Genomic DNA, 22336 nt, shown 5'->3' on the forward strand with positions numbered 1-22336 from the left:
GCGGCGCGCGCCGCGCGGAGCACGTTCAGCGTGCCGAGCACGTTCGTCTTCCAGGCCTCGTCCGGGTACTGCTCGAGCATGGGGAGGTGCTTCAGTGCGGCCGCGTGGAAGACAACCTCGGGGCGGCGCTCCACGAAGAGGCGCTCGAGGGTCTCCGCGTCGCGGATGTCGGCGAGGACCACGTCGTTCGTGTCGAGCAGGCCGTGCCCGCTGATCGACAGCTGCGTCTCCTGCAGCGCGGTCTCGTCGCGGTCGAGCATGATGAGCTCGTCGGGCGCGAATCGAGCGAGCTGGCGGCAGAGCTCGGAGCCGATCGAGCCGCCGGCGCCCGTCACGAGCACCCGCTTATCCTGCAGGTAGGAGGCGATCGACTCGGTCTCGAGCCGCACGGGGTGCCGGCCGATGAGATCCTCGATGCTGAGGGCGCGCACGTCGGAGATCGCGGAGGCGTTGCGCAGGATCTGGTCGAGCGGGGGCAGCACGAGGGCCGTCATCCCGGCGCGGTCCGCGGCTTCGTCGACCCGGCGCATGAGCGCGGCGTCAGCGTCACCGATGCAGACGATGATCCGGGTGGCGCGGGTGCTGCGAGCGACGCGGCCGAGATCCTCGAAGCCGCCGAGCACGCGCACGCCCCGCACCTCGTGGTTGCGCTTCATCGGATCGTCGTCGATGAACCCGACGGGCAGCACGGCGCCCGCCGCATCCGTGAGCAGCCGCTTCGCCGTCTGCACGCCCAGGTAGCCTGCGCCGTAGAGCAGCGTGCGCTCGGCCTCCGCGCCGGGCTTCAGCTGGCGCTCGTTGTAGAGCCGGAGCACGTAGCGCGCGACGCCCATGAGGCTGAACGCGATCGGTGCCGCGATCACGAGCGTGCTGCGCGGGATCCCGTTGCCGTAGCCCACCAGGTAGGCGACGATCCAGGTGCAGATCATCACGGCGGTGACGTTCAGCACGAGTGCGCGCACCTCGTCGAAGCTGCCGACCTCGTAGCGGCTGCGGTACAGCCAGAAGAGCCAGCCGCCGATGAGCTGGAACACGGCCGCCGCGCCGATCACGACGAAGGTCCAGCCCCAGTGGATGTGGCTCAGGTTGAAGTCGAAGCGGAGCACGAGCGCGGCCAGGACGGCGCCCGCCCAGGAGAGCGCGTCGAGCGCGAAGAGCACACCGTACTGCTTCGCGAAGTGCGCGATCCGTGCGCTGAGGGTCTGCGGCACCCGGGCTCCATTCGTTTGTCGTGCGTCGGCCCCGCGAACAGGGCCTCCTTCGAGGATAGCGCGCGCCGCGCCGGACCCTCGGATCGCCACCCGTCCCAGCCGGAATCCCCGCGGGGCGGGACGCCCCGCACGGAGGATCCGCGGGAGCGAGAAGCCCCGGAAACGGGAAGAGCCCCCCGGGAACATGTCCCGGGGGGCTCGACGGCCGAAGCCGCCTCTCGTCAGTTCGTCAGAACTTAGGAGATGACCTTGGTCACCGTGCCGGCGCCGACGGTGCGGCCACCCTCACGGATCGCGAAGCCGAGGCCCTCCTCCATAGCGATCGGCTGGATCAGCTCGACCGACATGTCGGTGGTGTCGCCGGGCATAACCATCGGCTTGTCCTCGGGCAGGGTGATGACACCGGTCACGTCAGTCGTACGGAAGTAGAACTGCGGACGGTAGTTCGTCTCGAACGGGTTGTGGCGGCCGCCCTCTTCCTTCTTCAGGATGTAGGCGGTGCCCTCGAAGTTCGTGTGCGGGGTGATCGAGCCGGGCTCGACGATGACCTGACCGCGCTCCACGTCCTCGCGCTTGGTGCCGCGGAGGAGGAGGCCACAGTTCTCGCCTGCCCACGCCTCGTCGAGCTGCTTGTGGAACATCTCGATGCCGGTGACGGTGGTCTTCTGCGTCGGGCGCAGACCCACGATCTCGACCTCGGAGTTGATCTTCAGCGTGCCACGCTCGGCGCGGCCCGTGACGACCGTGCCACGGCCGGTGATCGTGAAGACATCCTCGACGGGCATGAGGAACGCCTTGTCCTTGTCGCGCACGGGATCGGGGATGTTCTCATCCACGGCCTCCATGAGCTCCAGAACGGAGTTCACCCACTTCTCCTCGCCCTGCAGAGCCTGGTAGCCCGACACGCGGACGACGGGAACGTCGTCCCCGGGGTAGCCCTGCTTGGAGAGCTCCTCACGGACCTCCATCTCGACGAGCTCGAGGATCTCCTCGTCGTCGACCTGGTCGCACTTGTTGAGCGCGACGAGCAGGTAGGGAACGCCAACCTGCTTCGCGAGCAGGATGTGCTCCTTGGTCTGTGCCATCATGCCGTCGGTCGCCGCAACCACGAGGATTGCGCCGTCCATCTGAGCGGCACCGGTGATCATGTTCTTGATGTAGTCAGCGTGACCGGGGGCATCAACGTGAGCGTAGTGGCGCTTGTCGGTCTCGTACTCAACGTGCGAGATGTTGATGGTGATGCCGCGCTGGCGCTCCTCAGGAGCCGAATCGATCGTGTCGAAGTCGCGCTGCACGTTCACGTCAGACGGGAACTTGTCGGCGAGCGTCTTCGAGATCGCCGCGGTAAGGGTGGTCTTACCGTGGTCGACGTGACCGATCGTTCCGATGTTTACGTGCGGCTTGGTCCGCTCGAACTTGGCCTTCGCCACTATGGTCCTCCTCAGGACATCGAGTACCGCCACCCTCCGACGGTTTCGGAGAGCACGAGTACGGGGTGTGTACCTATGTTACAAGCTCAGGACGGTGATCGCGACCCGAGCCGGGTGGCCGGCGGCGACAGGTGATGTCGCCGCCGACCGACGGGCGGTGTTACTCGCCCTTAGCCTTCTGAACGATCTCATCGGCCACGGCCTTCGGAACCTCCGCGTAGGAGTCGAAGGTCATCGAGAACACCGCGCGACCGCTGGTCTTCGACCGCAGATCGCCGATGTACCCGAACATCTCGGAAAGCGGCACGAGTGCGCGCACAACCTTGACGCCGGAGGCGTCCTCCATCGACTGGATCTGACCGCGACGCGAGTTCAGATCGCCAATGACGTCGCCCATGTACTCCTCGGGAGTACGGACCTCGACGGCCATCATGGGCTCGAGGATGACGGGCTGCGCCAGGCGAGCCGCCTCCTTGAACGCCATCGAGCCGGCGATCTTGAACGCCATCTCCGAGGAGTCGACGTCGTGGTACTGACCGTCGAGCAGGCTGGCCTTGACGCCCACGACGGGGAAGCCGGCGAGGATGCCGTACTCCATCGCGTCCTGGATACCCGCGTTGACCGAGGGGATGTACTCGCGCGGGACGCGGCCACCGGTGACCTTGTCCTCGAACTCGTAGATCTTGTCGCCCTCGACCTCGAGCGGAGCAAGCGCGATCTGCACCTTTGCGAACTGACCGGAACCACCGGTCTGCTTCTTGTGGGTGTAGTCGTACTTCTCGACCGCGCGACGGATGGTCTCGCGGTAGGCGACCTGGGGCTTGCCCACGTTCGCCTCAACCTTGAACTCGCGCTTCATGCGGTCGACGAGGATGTCGAGGTGCAGCTCGCCCATGCCGGCGATGACCGTCTGGCCGGTCTCGGCGTTGAGGCTCACGCGGAACGTGGGATCCTCTTCGGCGAGCTTCTGGATGGCGACGCCGAGCTTCTCCTGGTCACCCTTGGTCTTGGGCTCGATCGCGACCTCGATGACGGGCTCCGGGAAGGTCATCGACTCGAGCACGACCTGCTTGTCCGGATCGGACAGCGTGTCACCCGTGGTGGTGTCCTTGAGACCGATCACCGCGTAGATGTTGCCGGCGGTGAGCTCCTCGACGGGGTTCTCCTTGTTGGCGTGCATCTGGAAGATCTTGCCGATGCGCTCCTTCTTGCCCTTGGTCGAGTTGACGACCTGGGCGCCCGACGGGGCGTGACCGGAGTACACGCGCACGTAGGTGAGGCGACCGAAGAAGGGGTGCACGGCGATCTTGAAGGCGAGCGCCGAGAACGGCTGGTCCGCCTGGGGCAGACGCTCGATGACGACCGACTCGTCGCGGGGATCGTGCGCCTCGATGGCGCCCACGTCGAGCGGGTTCGGCAGGAAGTCAACAACCGCGTCGAGCATCGGCTGGATGCCGCGGTTCTTGAAGGCCGAGCCGCAGTACACGGGGTAGATCTCGTTGTTCACGACGAGCTTGCGGATGCCGCCCTTGATCTCCTCGATCGAGAGCTCCTCGCCACCGAAGAACTTCTCGAGGAGCTCGTCGTCGGTCTCCGCGACGGTCTCGACGAGCTTCGCACGGTACTCCTCGGCCTTGGCCTGGAGCTCGGCGGGGATCTCGCGGGTCTCGTAGTTCGCGCCCAGGGTCACGTCGCCCTTGGCGTCGCCCTCCCAGACGAAGGCCTGCATCGAGAGCAGGTCGACGACGCCGACGAAGTCGGACTCCGAGCCGATGGGGAGCTGCATGACGAGCGGCTTCGCACCGAGGCGGTTGATGATGGTGTCGACGGTGAAGTAGAAGTCCGCGCCCATCTTGTCCATCTTGTTGACGAAGCAGATGCGGGGGACGCCGTACTTGTCGGCCTGACGCCACACGGTCTCGGACTGGGGCTCAACGCCCTCCTTGCCGTCGAAGACTGCGACGGCGCCGTCGAGCACGCGGAGCGAGCGCTCCACCTCGACGGTGAAGTCCACGTGGCCCGGGGTGTCGATGATGTTGATCTGGTTCTTGTTCCAGAAGCAGGTCACGGCGGCCGACGTGATCGTGATGCCGCGCTCCTTCTCCTGCTCCATCCAGTCAGTCGTCGCGCCACCGTCGTGGGTCTCGCCGAGCTTGTGGTTGACACCCGTGTAGAACAGGATGCGCTCGGTGGTGGTGGTCTTGCCGGCATCAATGTGAGCCATGATGCCGATGTTGCGGACCTTGCTCAGGTCGGTGAGCACGTCTTGTGCCACGGGGTCTCCTCCGGGTGGGGGTGAAAGTTTGGATCGCGGGGCTGCGCCCCGCAGGGGGCAGCCCGGGCCGCGAAGCGCGGCCCGGACCACCCACCGGGGTCTACCGTGGTGTGATTACCAGCGGTAGTGAGCGAAGGCGCGGTTCGACTCGGCCATCTTGTGCGTGTCCTCGCGACGCTTCACCGCGGCACCGAGGCCGTTGGAAGCGTCGAGGATCTCGTTGGTGAGACGCTCGGTCATCGTGTTCTCACGACGAGCCTTCGCGTAGCTGGTCAGCCAGCGGAGTGCGAGCGTGTTCGCACGGTGCGGCTTGACCTCGACGGGCACCTGGTAGGTGCTGCCGCCGACGCGACGCGAACGGACCTCGAGGGTGGGGCGCACGTTGTCGAGCGCCTTCTTGAGGACCGTGACAGCGTCCTGACCGGACTTCTCGGCGACGTTCTCGAGGGCACCGTAGACGATGCGCTCGGCGAGACCCTTCTTGCCATCAAGAAGAATCTTGTTGACGAGCTGGCTCACGATGGGAGCGCCGTATACGGGATCGGCGACGACAGGGCGCTTGGGAGCAGGACCTTTACGGGGCATTACTTCACCTTCTTTGCACCGTAGCGGCTACGAGCCTGCTGACGGTCCTTGACCGCCTGCGTGTCGAGCGCGCCGCGCACGATCTTGTAGCGGACACCGGGGAGGTCCTTGACTCGACCACCGCGCACGAGCACCAGCGAGTGCTCCTGCAGGTTGTGGCCCTCGCCGGGGATGTAGGCGGTGACCTCGGTCCCGTTGCGGAGCTTCACACGAGCGACCTTACGCATCGCCGAGTTCGGCTTCTTCGGGGTGGTGGTGTAGACACGGGTGCACACCCCGGCCTGCTGCGGGTTCGCCTTCAGAGCGGGAGCCTTGGTCTTAGAGACCTTCGGCGACCGGCCCTTGCGAACCAACTGCTGAATAGTTGGCACTGATTCTCCTATGTACTCCTGCACGGTGACAGGAATGCTTCAAATGGTTTGAGCATGTGCGACCGCTTGCGCGGACGCTGAGCTGCTGGCCTCGTCCCCGCGCGAACGCGAGCCCGTGGCCGGAGTGCAGCTATGCCGTGGGGGTACCGCCCCGAGGGGCGGTGATCCCATGGCGCGCTCCCCCATCCTCCGCCGTGCAGGCACGACTCAGTACGCTGGAGCACACCAAGAGCCAACTTTACGCGCTCGCGGCGGGTCGCGCAAGGAGTCGGGGCCCCTCGCCCGATCACGGCGCGGGGTTCACTGCCCGCGCTCAGCTCGGCGGCTCGAGGCCCTCGCTCAGCTCATCGAGCATGGCCCGGATCTGGGGCTCCACGAAGCGGTCGATGGCCGCCACGATCCGGTCGCGGTGCGCGAGGAGCGCGAAGCACACGGCCCGCCCGCACTCCTCCGCGTGGGCGTCGGCGCGCGCGATCTCGTCGCGCAGCTGCTGTTTCTCGGCCGCGCTGAGCGGGGGCCGCGGCAGCGGGGGCTCGGGGCGCGCGGTCTCCGCGAGGCCCGAGAGGGTGAAGAGGAACGGCTGCTCAGCATCGCCGGGTTCGGGATCCGGATCGAGGCCCTCGTACTCGGGCGCGAGGCCCGCCGCGGGGTCGTAGCCGCCCGAGCGCCACATCTCGTCTTGCGTGAGCTCGGCGTGGAGCGCGGGCAGCTGCGCCTCGGTGAACTCCTCGACCCGGCGATCGATGATGCGCTGCAGGCGCGAGACGAGCGCGTGCGTCACCTGGTGCGGCACATCGCGCGTGAGGCCGGCCGCCGTGAGGAACGGAGATCCCGTGCAGCGCGCGCAGAGGCGCGCCCGCCCGCGGTGACTGCCGGGGCTCCACCGGGGCACCCAACGCAGCCAGGCGTCGACGGCTCCGGAGACCCGCTCCTCGATCGTCGCGGCCACGGTCACTCGTCGCTCTCGCTGCGCTCCCAGGGCCACCGCGGCGGCGGCCGGTCTGTGTAGACCCGGCGGGCCAGCACGGCCCAGAAGAGGAGCTGGGCGACGGCCCAGATGATGGGGAGCGCGATCCCGAACGGGCTGAGCCAGGTGTCCTCGAGCCGCATGCCGGCAAGCCCGCCGCCGAGCCCCCAGAGGAGGTATGCGCCGCCCGCGACCGCGAGCACCCGGCCCCAGGCGGGGCCCAGGCGACCGCGCAGCAGCACGAGGGCCTCGCCCCAGAGCGCCCCGGCCAGCAGCGCGAGCGCGGCGATCACCACGAGGGGCGCGCCCCAGACCGCGACGTCATCGGTGCTCACGGGGTCGCGCCCGAGTGCGAGCGCGAGACCGCCCCAGGCGGCGATGAGCAGCGCGACCGCGACGATCACGCTGGCGAGGATCAGGGCCCCCACGTACCCGCGGGTGACCCCGCGGCGGGGCCCCGTGCTCATGGCTGCGTCGCCTGCACCTCGACCATGGCCGCCTCGTACTCGGCGAGCGCCTCCGCGTTCCGCAGCTTCATGCGTCGGCCGCGGGCGCCGATCCAGGCGCCGAACCAGACGGTGACCTCGCGGGCGACCGCCGCGGCGCCGAGCGCCGGGACGGTGAGGCCGAAGCGGTGCACGAGGTCCATGAGCGAGTGCGCCCCGAACGAGAAGCCGGGGAGCATCTCCTGCGGGCGGGCGTACGGCGTTCCGAAGAAGCCGAGGGCGAGCATCGCGGAGGCCCACACGGCCGCAGCGACGAAGAAGCCGCCGAGGACGTAGGCCCACCAGCCGGCCCGGCCGACGATCAGCACGAGCAGCACCGAGGCCACGAAGAACGTCGCGACCGGGATGATGAACGTGAGCGAGGTGAGCCACGGGAGCAGCCCCTCGGAGAGGAAGGTCGACGGCGGGAAGTACTGCGACACCCAGGCGGCGATCACGCCGAGGAAGAGCGCGGCGAACACGACCGTGGAGAGCAGGGAGATGAGGACGCCGGCGCCGCGGTTGCCGCGCAGCTCCGGGGGCATGGGCGTCTGCGTGTACAGCGCGGCCATCGGGTGATCGGCGCTCACGCGGATCTCGCCGTCGCGCTCGGGCGGAAGCGCAGCTCCGAAGGGCACCGTCGCGGGCGCCGCTCCGGCAGCCGCGGGCGCCGCGCTCGGCAGATCGTCGTACGCGGGTGCGGGTGCGGTGGGCGCCGCTGCGGCAGCCGGGACCGTGGGAGCCGGCGCCATGTCGAGCTGTGTGTCGACCGCGCTGATGGCCTCGCGGCGGGAGCGCTCGGCCTCATCGAGCTCGTTCGCCGCGGCGCTCGCGGCGGGGGTCTCCCCCGCGACGGGGGCATCCTCCGCTGCTGCGCCGTCGGTCGCTGCGTTCGCGGCGCTCGCCTCGTCCGCGACAGTGTCGCGGGAGCGCTGCACGGCGCGGAGCACCTCGGTCTCGCTCGCCTGCGCCTCTTCGACGGGGGCCCCGGGGACGCCGACGGTCTCGGGGGTCTCCGCGGCCCGCGCGCCGGAAGTCTCTCGGTCCTCGCTCATGGGTTCACCTCTCATCGCTGCGCTGAGCCCCGATCCCGCGGCTCAGTGTCTGTGCCGCCACAGTACAAGCTCCCGCGGGCTTTGGCCCGCGTACGCGCCCGGATCCCGCGAAATTGGAACCGGCGGAGGGGCGGAGGGGCGGAGGGGAACGCAGCGCGCCCCGGAAACGCAGCGCGGGCGCCCGCACCGAAGTGCGAGCGCCCGCGCGCGTGGGAACCGGCTCGGCCGGTTCGGCCCCTAGCTGTAGTTGCCGGGGTTGAACTCGTCAGCCGTGAAGCTGTCGAAGTCCACGAACGAGAGGTCGTTCTCGTCGAAGGTGCCCTCGGTCGCGAACAGGCGGTTCGGGTAACGCTCCGCCTTCGCCTCCTCCGTCGCCTCGACGGTCACGTCGCGGTAGGTGCTCAGGCCGGTGCCGGCCGGGATGAGCTTACCGATGATGACGTTCTCCTTGAGGCCGATCAGCGGATCCTTCGAGCCCTCCATCGCCGCCTGGGTGAGCACGCGGGTGGTCTCCTGGAAGGAGGCCGCCGACAGCCACGACTCGGTCGCGAGCGAAGCCTTGGTGATACCCATGACCTCGGGACGGGCCGTTGCGACGCGCTTCGACTCGAGGAGCGCCTCGCGGTTGATCCGCTGGTAGCGCGAACGGTCGACGAGCTCGCCCGGGAGCAGCTCGGTCTCGCCGTGATCGACGACGGTGACCTTGCGCAGCATCTGGCGCACGATGACCTCGATGTGCTTGTCGTGGATCGGCACGCCCTGCGAGCGGTAGACGCCCTGGACGCCCTCGACGAGGTACTTCTGCACCGCGCGCTCGCCGGGGATGTGCTTGCCGTTCTCGGTGGAGCCGACCTGCAGGATGTCCTTCGGATCCAGCGTGCCCGCGAGGAACGGCTGGCCGAGCTCGACGTGGTCGCCGTCCTCGACGAGGAGGGTCGCACGCTTCAGCACGGGGTACGCCTTCTCCTCGGTGCCGTCGTCCGGCGTGAGGAGGATGCGGCGGCTCTTCTCGGTGTCCTCGATCGTGACGCGGCCTGCGGCCTCGGCGATCGGGGAGGCACCCTTCGGGGTACGCGCCTCGAAGAGCTCCTGCACGCGAGGCAGACCCTGCGTGATGTCGTCGGCCGATGCCGAACCACCCGTGTGGAAGGTACGCATCGTCAGCTGGGTACCCGGCTCACCGATCGACTGGGCCGCGATGATGCCGACGGCCTCACCGATGTCCACGCGCTGACCGGTCGCGAGCGAACGGCCGTAGCAGGTGGCGCAGACGCCCACCGCGGACTCGCAGGTGAGCACGGAGCGCACCTTGATCTCGGTGACGCCGGCTGCGACGAGCTGATCGATGAGCACGTCGCCCACGTCCGAGCCCGCAGCGGCAACGGTCGCGCCCGAGGGGTCGACCGCGTCAGCGGCGAGGGTCCGGGCGTAGACCGAGTTCTCCACGTCCTCGTCGCGCACGAGCACGCCGTTGGCGTCGGCCTCGGCGATCGGCAGGTCGAGGCCACGGCGGGTGCCGCAGTCCTCTTCGCGGATGATGACGTCCTGCGAGACGTCCACCAGACGACGGGTCAGGTACCCGGAGTCGGCGGTACGCAGAGCGGTATCGGCGAGACCCTTACGCGCACCGTGGGTCGCGATGAAGTACTCCGCCACCGACAGGCCCTCGCGGTACGAGTTGATGATCGGGCGGGGGATGATCTCGCCCTTCGGGTTCGACACGAGGCCACGCATACCGGCGATGTTCCGGATCTGGAGCCAGTTACCACGGGCGCCCGAGGACACCATGCGGAAGATCGTGTTGTCCGCGGGGAACGCGTCGCGCATGGCGGCGGCCACCTCGTCGGTCGCCTCCGTCCAGATCTCGGTCAGCGCCTTGTGACGCTCGCTGTCCTGGATCATGCCGCGGTCGTAGTCGCGCTGGACCTTCGCGGCGCGCTTCTCGTGCTCCGCGATGATCTCGCCCTTGTTCGAGGGCGTGACGATGTCCGACAGGGCGACGGTGACGCCCGAGCGCGAGGCCCAGTAGAAGCCCGCGTCCTTGATCCGGTCGAGGGTCGCAGCGACCTCCACCTTCGGGTAGCGCTCCGCGAGGTCGTTGACGAGGGTCGAGAGCGAGCCCTTGTCCGCGACGTCCTCGAAGTAGACGTAGTCCGCCGGGAGCGCCTCGTTGAAGATGGCGCGGCCGAGGGAGGTCTCGACGAGCACGGGCTTATCGTGCGTGACGCCCTGCGCATCGGTGTACCCGGTGAGACGGAGCTTCGCCTTCGCACCGAGGTCGAGGGTGCCCTCGTCCATCGCGAGGATGGCCTCGGCGATCGAGCCGAACGCACGACCGGTGCCGACCGCGCCCTCCTTGATCGTCGTCAGGTGGTGCAGACCGATGATCATATCCTGCGAGGGCAGGGTCACCGGGCGGCCGTCCGACGGCTTCAGGATGTTGTTCGACGCGAGCATGAGCACGCGGGCCTCGGCCTGCGCCTCGACCGACAGCGGCAGGTGGACAGCCATCTGGTCACCGTCGAAGTCGGCGTTGAAGGCCGCGCAGACGAGCGGGTGCAGCTGGATGGCCTTGCCCTCGACGAGCTGCGGCTCGAACGCCTGGATGCCGAGGCGGTGCAGGGTCGGTGCGCGGTTGAGGAGCACGGGGCGCTCGCGGATGATCTCCTCGAGCACGTCCCAGACCTCGGAGCGCGCGCGCTCCACCATGCGCTTCGCGGCCTTCACGTTCTGCGCGTGCGACAGATCCATGAGGCGCTTGATCACGAACGGCTTGAACAGCTCGAGCGCCATCTGCTTGGGCAGACCGCACTGGTGCAGCTTGAGCTGCGGGCCGACGACGATGACCGAACGGCCCGAGTAGTCGACGCGCTTGCCGAGCAGGTTCTGACGGAACCGGCCCTGCTTGCCCTTCAGCATGTCCGAGAGCGACTTCAGCGCACGGTTGCCGGTGCCCGTGACGGGGCGGCCGCGGCGGCCGTTGTCGAACAGCGCGTCGACGGCCTCCTGGAGCATGCGCTTCTCGTTGTTCACGATGATCTCGGGAGCACCGAGATCGAGCAGGCGGCGCAGACGGTTGTTGCGGTTGATCACGCGGCGGTACAGATCGTTGAGATCCGAGGTCGCGAAGCGGCCACCGTCGAGCTGCACCATCGGGCGGAGCTCCGGCGGGATCACGGGGACCACGTCGAGCACCATCGCGGCCGGGCTCGCACCCGTCTGCAGGAAGGCGCTGACCACCTTGAGGCGCTTGATCGCGCGGATCTTCTTCTGGCCCTTGCCCTCGGCGATCTGGAGGTGCAGCGTCTCCGCCTCGGCCTCCAGGTCGAACGCCTCGAGGCGCTTCTTGATCGCCTCGGCGCCCATGTACGCCTCGAAGTAGTCGCCGTAGCGGTCCATGAGGTCCGCGAAGACCGCGTCCTCGGGCTTCAGGTCGCCGACCTTGAGGTTGCGGAAGTCCTCCCACACGCGCTGCAGACGAGCGATGTCGTCGTCGAAGCCCTTGCGGATGGCCGTCATCTCCTTCTCGGCCGAGGCCTCGGCGCGACGGCGCTGATCCGCCTTCGCCCCCTCGGCCTCGAGCGCGGCGAGATCCGACTCGGCCTGCTGCTGGCGCTGCGCGATCTGGATGTCGCGCTGGTCCTCGAGCGCCTTCAGCTCGAGCCGCAGCTCGGCCTCCAGCTCGGCGAGGTCCTCGTGGCGACCCTCCTCATCGATGTCGATGATCATGTACGCGGCGAAGTAGATGACCTTCTCGAGGTCCTTCGGCGCCATGTCGAGCAGGTAGCCGAGACGCGACGGCACACCCTTGAAGTACCAGATGTGCGTGACGGGCGCGGCGAGCTCGATGTGGCCCATGCGCTCACGGCGCACCGACGACTTCGTGACCTCGACGCCGCATCGCTCGCAGACGATGCCCTTGTAGCGGACGCGCTTGTACTTGCCGCACGCGCACTCCCAGTCCCGGCTGGGACCGAAGATCTGCTCGCCGAACAGGCCGTCCTTCTCCGGCTTCAGCGTGCGGTAGTTGATGGTCTCCGGCTTCTTGACCTCACCGAACGACCAGCTGCGGATATCCTCGGCGGTCGCCAGACGGATCTGCAGCTCGTTGAAACTCGTACCCTCGAGCAAAATGTTCTCCTTGGTAGCTAAAACGTCTGGTCCGGCTTAGATCTCGTCAACCGACGAGGTCTCGAAGCGGCTGGACAGATTGATACCCAGCTCTTCCGCCGTACGGTGGGCCTCGTCGTCGTTGTCGCGCAGGTTGACGGCGTTGCCGTCGGCCCCGAGCACCTCGACGTTCAGGCAGAGCGACTGCATCTCCTTCATGAGCACTCGGAAGGACTCGGGCACGCCCGGCTCCGGAATGTTCTCACCGCGGACGATCGCCTCGTAGACCTTGACGCGGCCGAGGATGTCGTCGGACTTGACCGTGAGGAGCTCCTGCAGCGCGTACGCGGCGCCGTAGGCCTCGAGCGCCCACACCTCCATCTCACCGAAGCGCTGGCCGCCGAACTGGGCCTTACCGCCGAGCGGCTGCTGGGTGATCATCGAGTAGGGGCCCGTCGAACGCGCGTGGATCTTGTCGTCGACCAGGTGGTGCAGCTTCAGGATGTACATGTAGCCGACCGAGATCGGGTACGGGTACGGCTCGCCCGAGCGACCGTCGAACAGGCGGGTCTTACCGCTCGAACCGATCAGGCGCTCGCCGTCGCGGGTCTCGAGGGTCGAGTCGAGGAGACCGGCGATCTCCGCCTCGGAGGCACCGTCGAACACGGGGGTCGCGACCTTCGTGTTGGGCGCGGCCTCGAGCGCGGCCTGCGAGAGCTTCGCGGCCCACTCGGGGTTGCCCTCGACCTTCCAGCCCTGCTTCGCGATCCACCCGAGGTGGATCTCGAGCACCTGGCCGAAGTTCATTCGGCCCGGGATGCCGAGCGGGTTCAGGATCACGTCGACCGGGGTACCGTCCGCGAGGAACGGCATGTCCTCGACCGGGAGGATCTTCGAGATGACGCCCTTGTTGCCGTGACGGCCGGCGAGCTTGTCGCCCTCGGTGATCTTGCGCTTCTGGGCGATGTACACGACCACGCGCTGGTTGACGCCCGAGCCGAGCTCGTCGTCGTTGTCGTTCTCCGCGTCGAAGACCTTCACGGACGTGACCGTGCCGGAGACGCCGTGCGGCACCTTCAGCGACGTGTCGCGCACCTCGCGGCTCTTCTCGTTGAAGATCGCGCGGAGCAGACGCTCCTCGGCCGAGAGCTCGGTCTCGCCCTTCGGCGTGACCTTGCCGACGAGAATGTCGCCGGGCGCAACCTCGGCGCCGATGCGGATGATGCCGCGCTCGTCGAGATCCTTCAGCGCCTCCATGCTGGCGTTGGGGAGGTCACGGGTGATCTCCTCCTTGCCGAGCTTGGTGTCGCGGGCGTCGACGTCGTACTCCTCGATGTGGATCGACGAGAGCGTGTCGTCCTTCACCAGGTTCTGGCTCAGGATGATCGCGTCCTCGAAGTTGTGACCCTCCCAGGACATGAAGGCGACGAGGAGGTTCTTGCCGAGCGCGAGCTCGCCGTTCTCCGTCGCGGGACCGTCGGCGATGACCTCGCCGGCCTCGATCCGCTCGCCCGCCTTCACGATGACGCGGTGGTTGTAGTTCGTGCCCTGGTTCGAGCGGTCGAACTTGCGCATGAAGTAGCTCTTCGTGCCGCCCTCGTCCTCCTGGATGGTGACGACGTCGGCCGAGACGTCGGCCACGACACCGGACTTCGCGGCGGTGACCACGTCACCGGCGTCGATCGCGGCGTAGCCCTCCATACCGGTGCCCACGACGGGCGACTCGGAGCGGACGAGCGGCACGGCCTGACGCTGCATGTTGGCGCCCATGAGTGCGCGGTTCGCATCGTCGTGCTCGAGGAAGGGGATCAGCGAGGTCGCGACCGACACCATCTGGCGCGGCGAGACGTCCATGTAGTCGACGCGCTCGGCGTCGACGAGGACCACCTCGGAGCCGCGGGGGCGCGCGAGCACCTGCTTCTCCGAGAACTTGCCGTCAGCGGTCAGCGGGGCGCCGGCCTGCGCGATGAGGTACTCGTCCTCCTCGTGCGCGGTGAGGTAGTCGACCTGATCGGTGACCTTGCCCTCCAGCACGCGGCGGTACGGCGTCTCGATGAAGCCGAACGCGTTGATGCGCGCGAACGTCGCGAGGGCGCCGATCAGGCCGATGTTCGGGCCTTCCGGGGTCTCGATGGGGCACATGCGGCCGTAGTGCGAGGGGTGCACGTCTCGCACCTCGACGCCTGCACGGTCACGCGAGAGACCGCCCGGGCCGAGTGCCGAGAGACGGCGCTTGTTGGTCAGGCCCGCGAGCGGGTTGTTCTGATCCATGAACTGCGACAGCTGCGAGGTGCCGAAGAACTCCTTGATCGCGGCCAGCACGGGACGCGTGTTGATCAGGGTGTTCGGCGTGATCGCCTCGATGTCCTGCGTGGTCATGCGCTCGCGGACGACGCGCTCCATGCGGCTCAGGCCCGTGCGGACCTGGTTCTGGATCAGCTCGCCGACCGCGCGGATGCGGCGGTTGCCGAAGTGATCGATGTCGTCGGTGTCGAGGCGGACGTCGATGACCTCGCCGTCGCGGACGCCGGGGAGCGTCTCGGTACCAGCGTGCAGGCCGACGAGGTACTTGATCGTCGAGACGATGTCCTCGAGGGAGAGCACCGAATCGGTGATGGGCGCGTCGATCCCGAGCTTGCGGTTGATCTTGTAGCGGCCGACCTTCGCGAGGTCGTAGCGCTTCGGGTTGAAGTAGCTGTTGTCGAGGAGCGCACGCGCGGCCTCGATCGCCACCTGCTCGCCCGGACGCTGCTTGCGGTAGATGTCCTTGAGGGCCTCCTCCTGCGTGAGGATGCCGTCCTTCTCGAGCGTGAGCGCGATCGACTCGTAGCCGGCGAACTCCTCGAGGATCTCCTCGCTCGTCATGCCGAGCGCCTTGAGGAAGACGGTGACCGACTGCTTGCGCTTGCGGTCGATGCGCACGCCCACCTGGTCGCGCTTGTCGACCTCGAACTCGAGCCACGCACCGCGGCTCGGGATCACGCGAGCGGTGAAGACGTCCTTATCGGAGGTCTTCTCCTGCGTGCGGTCGAAGTAGACGCCGGGGCTGCGGACGAGCTGCGAGACGATGACGCGCTCGGTGCCGTTGATGATGAAGGTGCCCTTGTCGGTCATGATGGGGAAATCGCCCATGTAGACCGTCTGGCTCTTCAGCACCTGCGTCTCGGTGTTGTAGAACGCCGCCTCGACGTAGAGGGGAGCCGCGTACGTCTTGCCGCGCTCCTTGCACTCCTCGATCGTGAACTTCTGCTCGTCGAGGATCGGGTTCTCGAAGGACAGCTGCATGGTGCCGGCGTTGTCCTCGATCGGGGAGATCTCGTCGAAGATCTCCTCCAGACCGCTCTTCAGTGCGATGTCGTCGCGACCCTCGGCCTGGGCTTCGGCGACGCGCTCCTTCCAGACATCGTTGCCGACGAGCCAGTCGAAGCTCTCGAGCTGCAGTGCCAGCAGGTTGGGCACCGACAGCGTGTCGGAAATCTTGGCGAAGGACAGGCGCTGGTGAGCGCGACCGTTCTTCGGTTGGGTGGATGACGATGCGTTGCGCGCAGCAGCCAAGGAAACTACCTCCGTGGGCCCCGTCGGGCCGGTTGACCTGGTCTTGCGAGAATTGCATGTAACGAAACACGATCGGGGCTCATCTGCGCTCACGCGCCAGCTCCCGGGGCCCACCGCCATATGCAGGCACACTAGTGTCCGAAGTGCAACTATCGAGAATAACAGGATCCTGACGCTCTGTCCAGCGGCAACCCTCTAGGGTATCGGCATGCGCTCCCATCCCACTGCTCCCCCCGCCCGCGGCGATCGCCTGCGGGCGCTCGTGCCCTGGGCGGTCGTCGGGATCGTCGCGGTCGTCGGGCTCGGCGTCTTCTTCCGATTCACCGTCGGCAGCCCGTTCGGGATCGACGTCTGGTGGCACGGCGTCGCGGGGGTCTCCCGCGGCTCCGCCCCCTACGCCGTCGCCGTCTTCTTCGCGGAGATCGGGGGCGGGCTCGGCGCCGCCGCGTGCGCCGCGATCGCCGCGGCGTTCCTGCTCGCGATCCGCCGGGTGCGCGATGCTGCGGCCGTCGCGAGCGCGATGCTGCTCGGCGTGCTCGCCTCGGAGGCGCTCAAGGCGTTCGTGCTCCGCCCGCGCCCGTGGGATCAGCTCTACCCAGTGCACGGGAGCTCCTACCCGTCGGGCCACTCGCTTGGCGCCGCGACGCTCGCCGTCTCGCTCGCCCTCGTCGTCGCCGCGGTGCCCACGGCCGGCCGCGCGACCCGGCGGTGGGTGTGGGCGCTCGCGATCGCGTGGCCGCTCCTCATGATGTGGAGCCGCACGGCGCTGCACGCGCACTGGCTGAGCGACGTGCTCGCGGGCGGCCTGCTCGGCGCCTGCGTGGCACTCCTCACCCGCTGGCTGTGGTTCCGCAACGTACCGGCGGCGCCCCGCACGTCGGCACGTCGTTCGTAGGGGCCCGCCCGTCCACACCCCGCTCCTCGGGGTGATCCGTGCGAGTTCTCCACCGTTCGCTACGCCCGCCGCGGAATGCCCGCTGCTCGACCGTGCCCGCGCGTAGGATGACGGCATGAGCGAGCAGAACGAAACCGCAGCACCGAACGAGACCGTCATGTTCGGGGCCGACTGGTGCGGCGACTGCCGCCGCGCGAAGATGATCTTCGACCGCGCGGGCGTCGAGTACCGCTACGTCGACCTCGTGCAGGATCCGGCTGCCGCGGATGTCGCGAAGGACATCAGTGGCCGCACCAACATCCCCGTCATCCTGTACCCGGATGCCAGCCACCAGGTCGAGCCGTCAAACGCGGATCTGCAGCGCAAGATCGACGAGCTGGGGCTGGGGCGGGCCTGATCCGGATCGAGCAGCGCAGCGATGAACCTCCCCGACCCCATCACCCTCTCCTCCGGCCTGAGCGCCGAGGTGGAGGAGGACCGCTGGGTGCCCGGCGCCGTCCAGCTCGTCGTTGACGGCACCCCGCAGTCGCACGTCAACCTCGCCGACCCGAGCGAGCTGTTCTTCGAGTACATCCGGCGCATCGGCCACGTGATCGACCTCTTCCGCACGCCCGGGGCGCCCATCTCCGCGCTGCACCTGGGCGGCGGCGCGTTCACGCTGCCGCGCTACGTCGAGGCGACCCGCCCCGGCAGCCGTCAGCAGGTCGTCGAGCTCGAGGGCGCCCTGGTCGACCTCGTGCGGGAGGCCGCTCCGCTCCCGAAGCGGGCGAGCATCCGCGTCCGTCGCGGGGATGCGCGCGAGGTGCTCGGCAAGCTGCCCGACGGGATGCGCGGCGCGATGGACCTCGTGGTCGTCGACATCTTCGCGGGGGCGCAGACCCCGGCCCACGTGTCGAGCGTCGAGTTTTACGAGCTGATCCGCCCGCTCCTCGCCCCCGGCGGGCTCGTCGTGGTGAACGCGGCCGACGGCGCGGGGCTCCCCTTCGTGCGCGGCCAGGCGGCGACGCTCGCGGGGCTGTTCACCTCGGTCGCGGCGATCGCCGAACCGCAGGTGCTGAAGGGCCGCCGCTTCGGCAACGTCGTGTTCGTCGCCTCGGACACGGACCTCGAGGCGCTCGACTGGCTGCCCCGGCTGCTCGCGGGCGGCCCCCACCCGGCGCGCATGCTCGTGGGCGCCGAGTTCAGTGACCTCACGCGCGGCGCCCGCCCCGTCACCGACGCGACCGCCGTCGCCTCCCCGCTGCCCGCGCGGGAGCTGTTCGAGCGTGGCTGAGCTGCCGCGCGTGCGGGTGTGGGCGGAGGCCCTCATCGCCGCACATCTCGATCCCGCGGTGTGGTCGTTCGATTTCGATCACGCGAAGCGCCGGGCCGGGCAGTGCAACTTCACCGACCACCGCATCACGGTCTCGCGCTACCTGGCGGCGAAGTTCGACGACGATGAGATCCACCAGGTCCTCCTCCACGAGGTGGCGCACGCGCTCGCGGGCCCCGAGGCGGGCCACGGCGCGAGCTGGCGCCGCATCGCCGCCGAGCTGGGCTACGTGGGCGGGCGCACGCACGACGGCGAGATCGCGCACGAGCGAGCCCCGTGGGTGGGGCGCTGCCCGGGCGGCCATGAGCACTACCGCTTCCGCCGCCCGACGCGGCAGACCTCCTGCGGAAAGTGCAGCAGGGGCTTCTCCCCCGCGCACATCATCGCCTGGCGCCGCCGGGCCTAGCGGCCGCGGTCGCGGTCGCGGTCGCCGCCGAGCCTCACCGCTCCTCTGGGCGACTGCGGGTGCGTGCGCCCGCGCTCCCCGCGCCCTCGCTTCTGCCCACGCTCCCCCGCTGTTCTCTCTGTTCTCGGAGAAATCTCAAATATCGGAGATTCTGCGGGGGCAGCATCCGAGATCCGCGATTTCTCCGAGAACAGAGAGAACGAGAGCGCGGCGCTCAGGGGACGGGCGGCGCAGCACCCTCCGCGGAGCTAGCAGCCGACGCTGGCGAGGGCCTGTCGCAGCAGCGCGCCCCGACCGCCGCCGAGCTCGGCGAGCGTATCCGGCGACAGCGCCTCCTCCGGGGCCATCCAGGTGACCTCGAGGGCGTCCTGACGGGGGTTGCAGGTGCCCGTCACCGGGACCACGTAGACGAGCGAGACCGCGTGCTGCCGCTCGTCGACGAACGCCGAAATGCCCGGCATCGGGAAGTACTCCGCGACCTGCACCGGCACGAGGGCGGTCGGCATCTGCGGGAAAGCCATCGGCCCGAGGTCGTCCTCGAGGTGGCGGAAGAGCGCCTCGCGCAGCGGCTCACCGAAGCGCACGCGGCCCGAGACGAACGCACGCGTCATCACGCCGTCCGGGGTGCTGCGCAGGAGCAGGCCGACCTCGGAGACCTGGCCGAGCCCGTCGAGCCGCACCGGCACCGCCTCGACGTAGACGATCGGCAGGCGGCCCCGCACGAAGTCGAGCTCGTCATCGCTCAGCCAGCCCGGGTTGCCCGCCGGAGCCGGGCGATCCTCGGGGCCCTCGGGTTCCGGTAGTTCGGCGGTGTCGATGCTCATGCTGCCATTGTGCCGCACGCACCCCGGTTTTCACCGGATCGCGGACGCACTGTCGCTGCAGGCGAAACTGCGCGCCGCTCAAAAGGCTCAGTCGCGGCCCGCGGGCTCCTCGGGGAAGATCCCCCGGGTCTCCGCGCGGCGGTTGCGTCCGTTGCGGCGTCGCAGCCGCGGGAGCGGGAGCACCTTCGCGATCGTGATCGCCACGTAGCCGAGCGTATTGATCGCGACGAAGGTGGCGAACACCGTGAACCAGGTGGACGAGAGCACCGACTGTTCGAGAAGGATCCCGCCGCGGAAAGCGCCTGCGGCGAGCGCCGGAGCGAACAGCGCCGCATCCCCGGACGCCGGAAGCGCCGCGCCCGCGGCAATCAGCTCGATCATGCGCCCGCCTCCTGCGTCTCCGTGCTGGGCAGGTGCTTCCAGGATCCCTGCCGCCCCAGGCTGATGTCGATGATCCCCTGAAGGAACACGATGTTGAGGAAGAGCGAGTAGGCGAGCTCCGGGAACACCGTGAGCGCGAGCAGGCGCGCGCGCCACCCGCCCTCCCAGACGGTGACCACCCGCTCGAGCACGAACAGCGCGCCGACGCCGAGCCAGAACGGGAACCACACCCAGGTGTCGACGGCGAGCACCATGATGACCATGAGGATCAGGTAGCTCGACAGCGCGATCGTGCTGTACCCGATCCCGAGCTGCTGCGCCCAGTAGCGGAACGTGACCGGGGTGAGGCCGTAGGCGCCGAGGTTCTCGAGTGCGCCGCGCTGCCAGCGCAGGCGCTGCGCCCAGAGCATGCGCCAGCTCGGCATGAGCTCGGTGGTCACGGTGCACTCGCTCGGCGAGGTCATGAGGGCGCCGAGCGACTTGAGCGCGATCGTGAGCTCGTTGTCCTCGGTGAGCGCGATCGTGTCGTACACGTCGCCGGCGATTCCGGGGAGCTCGGTGCCGCGGCTCGCCGCCACAGCGCGGAGCGCCTGGGCGCGGAACACGGTGGCGGTGCCCGTGAGCACGAAGGGGCGCCCCTGCCGACGCTCGATCTGCCGGGCGTAGCGCGTGTACTCATCGCGCTGGAACTGGCCGATGAGTCCGTGGCCGTCCTCGCCGTGAAAGAGACCGCCGACGGCCATGAGCGCGCGGTCGGACTCGAAGCGGGCCACCGCGGTCTCCAGGAAGCGCGGGCCGAGACCCGTGTCCGCGTCCATCACCATGACGGTGTCGTTGGGACCGAGGTCGGGGAGCACATCGCGGAGGGCCTGGTTCAGCCCGCCGGCCTTCTTGTGCCGGTTGTCGACCGTCTCCATGACGGCGGCGCCTGCGGCGCGGGCCACCTCGACCGTGCGGTCGGTGCAGTTGTCCGCGACGACGAGGATCCGGTCCGGGCGCCGGGTCTGCTCGGCGAGGGAGGCGAGGGCCGCCGGGAGCGCGGCCTCCTCGTTGTGGGCGGGGATCAGCACGGTGACGGTCACGGGGCCGTGGAACACCCCGCGGGTCTCCTCCATGATGCGGCGCGGGGTGAGGGTGCGGCGCTGCACCGTCGCGGGACTGCGCCGATAGCGGTTCGTGACGATCCGCTCGACGACCGCGATGCCCGCGCCGACGAGGAGCGCGACGGCTACCGCTGTGAGGAGCACCGTGGTGGAGGGCAGCTGCGAGTTGTAGAGCACCGTCCAGACGCCGGCGAGCGTCGCGTGCGCGGGGGCCCAGAGCGGGGGCGGTTCGGTGGCCGCGACCACGAAGAGCAGCAGCGCGGCCGCCCCGATCACCAGGAGGAGGACGACGATCCCGACTCCGCGTTGAAACCAGCGTCCCCGCATGTGTTCCCCATTCGTCCCCGCGCAGCGCCGTGCTGCTCTGAGCAGTATTCCAGGATCCGAGACGGGATCGCTTCGACGCACCGCGCGGTGCGCGAACGCATGGCTAGGGTGGAGGCATGACCTCCGGATCGAAGCTCTCCGCCGCCCGCCCCGACGCCGAGTGGTCGGGCGGGATTCGGGTCGCGCTCGTGCAGCTCGCGAGCCCCGACAGCGAAAGTCGCGAAGCGCGCATCGCGCGGGTCTCGGCGCTCCTCCGCGCCAACCCGGGGGCGGATCTCTACGTGCTCCCCGAGCTGTGGAGCGCGGGCTACTTCGCCTTCGCGCGCTACGCGGAGCTCGCCGAATCGTTCGACGGCCCGACCGTGACGATGGCGCAGGAGCTGGCGCGCGAGCTCGGCGCGGCGATCCACCTGGGGAGCTTCATCGAGCGGGATCCGTCGGGGACGCTCCACAATACGGCGGTGCTCGTCGACGCGGCGGGCCGGATCGCTCAGCGCTACCGCAAGATCCACGTCTTCGGCTACCGCTCCTTGGAGGCCGAGCTGCTCACTCCCGGGGCCGAGCTGAGCGTCGTGCCCGGCCCGCTCGGGGCGACCGCGAGCACCACCTGCTACGACCTCCGTTTCCCCGGACTCTGGCAGGAGCTCAGCGACCGCGGCGCGGAGGCGGCGATCGTGCCAGCCGCGTGGCCGGCGGCGCGCCGGGAGCACTGGCGTCTCCTCACGCAGGCGCGGGCCGTGGAGCACCAGATCTGGGTCGTCGCGGTGAACGCGTGCGGCACGCAGGGCGAGGTGGAGCTCGGTGGCAGCAGCCGGATCATCGATCCCTCGGGGCGGATCGTCGCCGAGTGCGGCGCCGAGGAGGAGGTGCGCATCGTGACCGTCGACCCGGACCGGGTGGCCGAGGTGCGCGCGGAGTTCCCGGTGCTCGCCGATCGGCTCGAGCGCGCGGCCTACCGCGCGCTCGGCGACGTGTAGCAGCGCCGGAGCACCGCCGGAGCACCCCGCCAGGCGCACCAGGCCAGGCACGTGCAGCCAGGCGCAC

General features: G+C 69.0%; 18 protein-coding genes. 5 read left to right on the forward strand and 13 right to left on the reverse strand.

Annotated features, from left to right (window positions below):
• The 10 genes from U874_RS0109345 to U874_RS0109395 all read right to left on the reverse strand — a co-directional run.
• The coding region (locus tag U874_RS0109345; protein ID WP_025134282.1) for a polysaccharide biosynthesis protein at positions 1–1211 on the reverse strand (1211 nt) is incomplete at its 3' end.
• A 236-nt stretch (positions 1212–1447) separates the two neighbouring features.
• Positions 1448–2641: an elongation factor Tu gene (gene tuf / locus U874_RS0109355; protein WP_025134283.1), complete on the reverse strand. Its 1194-nt coding sequence runs from the start codon at positions 2639–2641 to the stop codon at positions 1448–1450.
• Between the two features lie 160 nt (positions 2642–2801).
• A complete protein-coding gene (gene fusA, locus U874_RS0109360; protein WP_025134284.1) occupies positions 2802–4916 on the reverse strand; it encodes an elongation factor G in 2115 nt (704 codons plus the stop codon).
• 114 nt (positions 4917–5030) lie between these two features.
• Entirely contained in the window at positions 5031–5501 is a 471-nt protein-coding gene (gene rpsG / locus U874_RS0109365; protein ID WP_025134285.1) for a 30S ribosomal protein S7, read from the reverse strand.
• Entirely contained in the window at positions 5501–5872 is a 372-nt protein-coding gene (rpsL, locus tag U874_RS0109370) for a 30S ribosomal protein S12 (RefSeq protein WP_025134286.1), read from the reverse strand. The genes rpsG and rpsL overlap by 1 nt, the downstream gene beginning before the upstream one ends.
• Before the next feature lie 313 nt (positions 5873–6185).
• A complete protein-coding gene (locus U874_RS0109375; RefSeq protein WP_025134287.1) occupies positions 6186–6821 on the reverse strand; it encodes a hypothetical protein in 636 nt (211 codons plus the stop codon).
• Positions 6822–6823: 2 nt separating this feature from the next.
• The gene (locus tag U874_RS0109380; protein WP_025134288.1) at positions 6824–7306 is read right to left on the reverse strand and encodes a hypothetical protein; all 483 of its coding nucleotides are present in this window, start codon (positions 7304–7306) and stop codon (positions 6824–6826) included.
• A complete protein-coding gene (locus U874_RS0109385; RefSeq protein ID WP_025134289.1) occupies positions 7303–8379 on the reverse strand; it encodes a hypothetical protein in 1077 nt (358 codons plus the stop codon). The genes U874_RS0109380 and U874_RS0109385 overlap by 4 nt, the downstream gene beginning before the upstream one ends.
• A gap of 237 nt (positions 8380–8616) precedes the next feature.
• Entirely contained in the window at positions 8617–12510 is a 3894-nt protein-coding gene (locus U874_RS0109390) for a DNA-directed RNA polymerase subunit beta' (protein WP_025134290.1), read from the reverse strand.
• A 36-nt stretch (positions 12511–12546) separates the two neighbouring features.
• Entirely contained in the window at positions 12547–16044 is a 3498-nt protein-coding gene (locus U874_RS0109395; RefSeq protein WP_025134291.1) for a DNA-directed RNA polymerase subunit beta, read from the reverse strand.
• A 208-nt stretch (positions 16045–16252) separates the two neighbouring features.
• Between U874_RS0109395 and U874_RS0109400 the strand changes: the two genes are divergently transcribed.
• From U874_RS0109400 to U874_RS0109415, 4 genes are all read left to right on the forward strand, one after another.
• The gene (locus U874_RS0109400) at positions 16253–16939 is read left to right on the forward strand and encodes a phosphatase PAP2 family protein (protein ID WP_025134292.1); all 687 of its coding nucleotides are present in this window, start codon (positions 16253–16255) and stop codon (positions 16937–16939) included.
• A gap of 115 nt (positions 16940–17054) precedes the next feature.
• On the forward strand, positions 17055–17336 hold the full coding sequence (locus tag U874_RS0109405) for a glutaredoxin domain-containing protein (RefSeq protein ID WP_025134293.1): 282 nt from the start codon (positions 17055–17057) through the stop codon (positions 17334–17336).
• Positions 17337–17357: 21 nt separating this feature from the next.
• Entirely contained in the window at positions 17358–18212 is an 855-nt protein-coding gene (locus U874_RS0109410; protein ID WP_025134294.1) for a spermidine synthase, read from the forward strand.
• Positions 18205–18657, forward strand: coding sequence for a SprT-like domain-containing protein (locus U874_RS0109415; RefSeq protein WP_025134295.1), 453 nt, complete (start codon positions 18205–18207; stop codon positions 18655–18657). Before U874_RS0109410 ends, U874_RS0109415 begins: the two co-directional genes overlap by 8 nt.
• Before the next feature lie 248 nt (positions 18658–18905).
• Here U874_RS0109415 and U874_RS0109420 read toward each other — a convergent pair whose 3' ends face one another.
• The 3 genes from U874_RS0109420 to U874_RS0109430 all read right to left on the reverse strand — a co-directional run bounded on the left by U874_RS0109420 (position 18906) and on the right by U874_RS0109430 (position 21292).
• A complete protein-coding gene (locus tag U874_RS0109420; RefSeq protein ID WP_025134296.1) occupies positions 18906–19481 on the reverse strand; it encodes an NUDIX hydrolase family protein in 576 nt (191 codons plus the stop codon).
• 87 nt (positions 19482–19568) lie between these two features.
• Positions 19569–19862, reverse strand: a complete 294-nt coding sequence (locus tag U874_RS0109425) for a hypothetical protein (protein WP_029988114.1) — start codon at positions 19860–19862, stop codon at positions 19569–19571.
• Positions 19859–21292 (reverse strand): glycosyltransferase, encoded by a 1434-nt coding sequence (locus U874_RS0109430; protein ID WP_025134298.1) that lies wholly within the window; start codon positions 21290–21292, stop codon positions 19859–19861. The genes U874_RS0109425 and U874_RS0109430 overlap by 4 nt, the downstream gene beginning before the upstream one ends.
• A 116-nt stretch (positions 21293–21408) precedes the next feature.
• On the opposite strand from U874_RS0109430, the gene U874_RS0109435 reads away from it, so the two are divergent.
• Complete coding sequence (locus tag U874_RS0109435) at positions 21409–22269, forward strand: carbon-nitrogen family hydrolase (protein WP_232755904.1); 861 nt, start codon at positions 21409–21411, stop codon at positions 22267–22269.
• Positions 22270–22336 lie beyond the last annotated feature (67 nt).

The organism is Leucobacter sp. PH1c (assembly GCF_000633415.1).
Lineage (GTDB): Bacteria > Actinomycetota > Actinomycetes > Actinomycetales > Microbacteriaceae > Leucobacter.

Bases quoted from the DNA above. Each gene is read 5' to 3' on its own strand.
- rpsG (WP_025134285.1), bottom strand. From the start codon at position 5,501: ATGCCCCGTAAAGGTCCTGCTCCCAAGCGCCCTGTCGTCGCCGATCCC.
- U874_RS0109380 (WP_025134288.1), bottom strand. From the start codon at position 7,306: ATGAGCACGGGGCCCCGCCGCGGGGTCACCCGCGGGTACGTGGGGGCC.
- U874_RS0109385 (WP_025134289.1), bottom strand. From the start codon at position 8,379: ATGAGCGAGGACCGAGAGACTTCCGGCGCGCGGGCCGCGGAGACCCCC.
- U874_RS0109400 (WP_025134292.1), top strand. From the start codon at position 16,253: ATGCGCTCCCATCCCACTGCTCCCCCCGCCCGCGGCGATCGCCTGCGG.
- U874_RS0109405 (WP_025134293.1), top strand. From the start codon at position 17,055: ATGAGCGAGCAGAACGAAACCGCAGCACCGAACGAGACCGTCATGTTC.
- U874_RS0109410 (WP_025134294.1), top strand. From the start codon at position 17,358: ATGAACCTCCCCGACCCCATCACCCTCTCCTCCGGCCTGAGCGCCGAG.
- U874_RS0109420 (WP_025134296.1), bottom strand. From the start codon at position 19,481: ATGAGCATCGACACCGCCGAACTACCGGAACCCGAGGGCCCCGAGGAT.
- U874_RS0109425 (WP_029988114.1), bottom strand. From the start codon at position 19,862: ATGATCGAGCTGATTGCCGCGGGCGCGGCGCTTCCGGCGTCCGGGGAT.
- U874_RS0109430 (WP_025134298.1), bottom strand. From the start codon at position 21,292: ATGCGGGGACGCTGGTTTCAACGCGGAGTCGGGATCGTCGTCCTCCTC.
- U874_RS0109435 (WP_232755904.1), top strand. From the start codon at position 21,409: ATGACCTCCGGATCGAAGCTCTCCGCCGCCCGCCCCGACGCCGAGTGG.